A 4085-nucleotide genomic window follows, 5' to 3' on the forward strand; every position below is an offset into this window, starting at 1 on the left:
CTCTCACTAAAAAGTTTAATCATTTGCTCAAATTACTTTGAGTCTTTATTTTAAGACTCTCAAAAGAATTGCTGGTTCTTAATTTATATTCTGTTCAATTTTCAAAGATCATTCGCAATCAACCTGACTGCCTATTTATAATAACATTTTTCTTTTTTTATGTCAACAACTTTTTTTAAAAAACTTTTTTGTTTTTTTCTAAGTTGTTTTCACATTCATCAGAAACATTTCGCTTCGTTTGTTTCATTTGTTCCCGACGACGTGTTTTATATTAACATGTTTAATAGTTAATTTAATATATATATATTACTTTAATAATAATTTATATGCTTTTTTATCCTTTTTTCTCTTTTTTACTCTTTTTTTCTCATATTGATACACTAGGAATTGTTGACGCCTTTTTCTTTAACTTCTCTCTAAAATCTATATTAAAACAACCTTATTTTCATAAAAAAACTTAAGTAAAATATTAAAAATCAATTAATAAATTTCATTTTATATCAATTAACTTTTATTTTTTTCAATCTTTATATAAGAAAAAATATTAATAGCAATAAAAAAAGAAATAGTAACAATACTACTTCTTTTTAATCTATATACTATATACTATATACTATTTACTATTTCTTTAAACTTATTTCCCCTTATTGCAAAGTTAGGGAACATATCAAACGATGCACATGCTGGTGCTAATGTTACGATATCTCCTGGCTGTGATATTTCCTTTGCCTTAATTACAGCTTCTTCTAAAGAATTAACAATAATAATAGGTACCTCTATATTTTTTTCTTCTTTTAATTTATCAAAAGCTTCTTTTATTAAATATTTGGTATCTCCTAGAAGTATTAATTCTTTTATAAATGGATATCCCTTTTCTGCTAAAGGAGCAAAAGGTATATGTTTATCATATCCTCCCGCTATTAATATAACTTTCCTTTCAAAAGCAAATAATCCAGCTAATGTTCTTGTAGGACTTGATGCAATAGAATCATTATAATACTTTACTCCATCAATTTCTCTTACTAACTCACATCTATGCTCAACTCCAGTAAAGCTTTCAGCTACTCTTTTCATTGTATCTAATTCAACATCATCCTTTGTTGCTATAAATGCAGCTAAGTAATTTTCTACATTATGCATTCCTTTAATAACTATATCATCTTTCTTACATACTTCTTTGCCTTCTAAATATAGAACTCCATTCTCAAAATATGAGCCATTTTCCAGCACTCTTTTAGAAGAAAACTCTCTTATTTCTCCTTTAGCTTCATTTTCAAATCCATAAGTTATTTCATTTTCTCTATTTACAACTAATACATTTTCCTTATTTTGATATAAGAATATATTTTTCTTTGCATCAATATATTCTTGCATATCTTTATGCATATCTAAATGGTTTGGTGCTAAATTAGTAACTACGGCAACATCAACTGCAGTATCCATAGTCATAAGTTGGAAACTCGATAACTCCAATACTACCATATGATTTTCTTCAATTTCTTCTATATTAGAAAATAGCGGTGTACCTATATTTCCCCCTACCCAAGTTTTATATCCTTGAGCTTCTAATAACTTAGATACTATAGTGGTAGTTGTTGTTTTTCCATCAGAGCCTGTTATTCCATATATTTTCCCTCTACAATACTTAACGAACTCTTCCATTTCTGATGTTATATATGCACCTTCATTTTTAGCCTTGACTAATGCTTCACAATCAATTCTCATAGATGGAGTTTTAAATACAACTTCAAAACCTACTAACTTATCTAGGTATCCTTCTCCTAATTCTAAATTTACACCTTTTTCTTTAAATTCTATAGCAACTTCTCCTAATACTTCTTCTGTTTTCATATCAAAAGCAGTTACTTTAGCTCCTAACTTTACTAAAAAATTTATTAAAGGTATATTACTAACCCCAATTCCTACAACTGCAACATTTTTTCCCTTAATAAAATTTTTAAATTCATTAAAATCCTTTTTCATATTTACCTCCAACTTATTTATATCAAAGCTACTTTATTATATCTTTTTAATTCTGTCCCATTTCTTTCTAATTATAACATTATAGAATATTATATTCTATCCATATAGGATTTTATCGCTTTAATAATTAATAAAAAAAATACTGAAAGCAACTCTTGTGGAATTACCTTCAGTATTATTAATTAAAATTCTAAACTTTTTGCTATGAAGTCATTTAACTCTTCAATCTTAACTCTTTCTTGAGTCATAGAATCTCTATGTCTTATAGTTACACATCCATCATTTTCAGTCTCAAAGTCAACTGTTATACAGAATGGAGTTCCTATTTCATCTTGTCTTCTGTATCTCTTACCAATACTTCCTGTTTCATCGTATTCAATATTAAAGTTTTTAGCTAACATTGAATATACTTCATCAGCCTTTTCTGATAATTTCTTAGATAGTGGTAATACAGCAGCCTTATATGGAGCTAATGCTGGATGTAAGTGCATTACTGTTCTAACATCTCCACCTTCTAATTCTTCTTCATCATATGCATCTACTAAAAACGCTAAAGCAACTCTATCTGCACCTAATGATGGTTCTATACAATATGGAACATACTTCTCATTAGTTGTTGGATCTAAGTATGTCATATCTGTTCCTGAATGTTCAGCATGCTTCTTTAAGTCATAGTCTGTTCTATCTGCTATTCCCCAAAGTTCTCCCCAACCAAATGGGAATAAGTATTCTATATCAGATGTTGCATTTGAATAGAATGATAACTCTTCTTCACCATGATCTCTCATTCTTAAGTTAGATTCATTAACACCTAAATTCTTTAAGAAGTTCCAACAGTAATCTTTCCAATATCCAAACCACTCTAAATCAGTTCCTGGTTTACAGAAGAATTCTAATTCCATTTGTTCAAATTCTCTTGTTCTAAATGTAAAGTTACCTGGAGTAATTTCATTTCTAAATGACTTACCAATTTGAGCTATACCAAATGGTACTTTTTTTCTTGAAGTTCTTTGAACTGATTTGAAATTAACAAATATACCTTGAGCAGTTTCTGGTCTTAGATATACTGTACTAGCTGAATCTTCAGTTATACCTTGGAAAGTTTTGAACATTAAGTTGAACTTTCTAATATCTGTATAGTTCATTTTTCCACACTTAGGACAAACTATGTTGTTCTTAGTTATGTACTCCATTAATTCTTCATTAGTCCATCCATCAGCTGTAGCAACCTCTGCTCCATTTTCAGTCATATGATCTTCAACTAGCTTATCTGCTCTAAATCTTGACTTACATTCTTTACAATCCATTAATGGATCTGAAAATCCACCAACGTGTCCTGATGCAACCCAAACCTCTGGATTCATTAATATAGCACAATCTACACCAACATTGTATGGGCTTTCTTGAACGAATTTTTTCCACCAAGCCTTCTTAACATTATTTTTGAACTCAACTCCTAATGGACCGTAATCCCATGAGTTTGCAAGTCCTCCATAAATTTCTGATCCAGGAAATACAAATCCTCTGCTTTTACATAAAGCAACGATTTTATCCATAGTCTTTTCTACTGCCATGTTTTCTTACCTCCAATTTTTTTAGTGACAATTTAATCTATTGAGTTATATTTGCAATAAATTAGTTAGCTATATTAAAACTAGTCACATTTATTCTTTTATAATAAAAAAAGCCTTATAACCACAAAGGGACGAAAATAACTTTCCGCGGTTCCACCCTTCTTGGCTAAAGCCCAACTTTCATAAATTACACTCAAAAGCTCCTTTCATCTTACTATCTTAATGATTTACACCAACCATCATCTCTCTGAAAAGATAAATAAAATTACTCTTCTTTATCATTGCGTATATTAAATTATATTTTAATTTTACCAAAAGCCTATTATATGTCAAGTAACATACCTATTTAAAAAGACTTTTTTATTATATAAATAAACTTTCTAAAAATTATAAAAAATAAAAGAGTTTTGTATCAACAGACATTATCTGCTCCTACAAAACTCTTTAAAATTAAAATGGCTCCGCGAAGAGGACTCGAACCTCCAGCCTATCGGTTAACAGCCGAGTGCTCCACCATTGAGCTATCGC

Annotated in this window: 2 protein-coding genes and 1 other annotated feature; both genes read right to left on the reverse strand. The window is 29.3% G+C overall.

Annotated features, from left to right (window positions below; all coding sequences use genetic code 11):
- Positions 1-606: 606 nt before the first annotated feature.
- Positions 607-1983: a UDP-N-acetylmuramoyl-L-alanine--D-glutamate ligase gene (gene murD, locus LPC13_RS15300; protein WP_234088979.1), complete on the reverse strand. Its 1377-nt coding sequence runs from the start codon at positions 1981-1983 to the stop codon at positions 607-609.
- Between the two features lie 182 nt (positions 1984-2165).
- A complete protein-coding gene (locus tag LPC13_RS15305) occupies positions 2166-3557 on the reverse strand; it encodes a glycine--tRNA ligase (protein WP_005214829.1) in 1392 nt (463 codons plus the stop codon).
- A gap of 124 nt (positions 3558-3681) precedes the next feature.
- Positions 3682-3848 (reverse strand) — a binding site (T-box leader).
- Between the last annotated feature and the right edge of the window lie 237 nt (positions 3849-4085).

Source organism: Clostridium celatum (genome assembly GCF_021412605.1).
Classification (GTDB): domain Bacteria; phylum Bacillota; class Clostridia; order Clostridiales; family Clostridiaceae; genus Clostridium; species Clostridium celatum.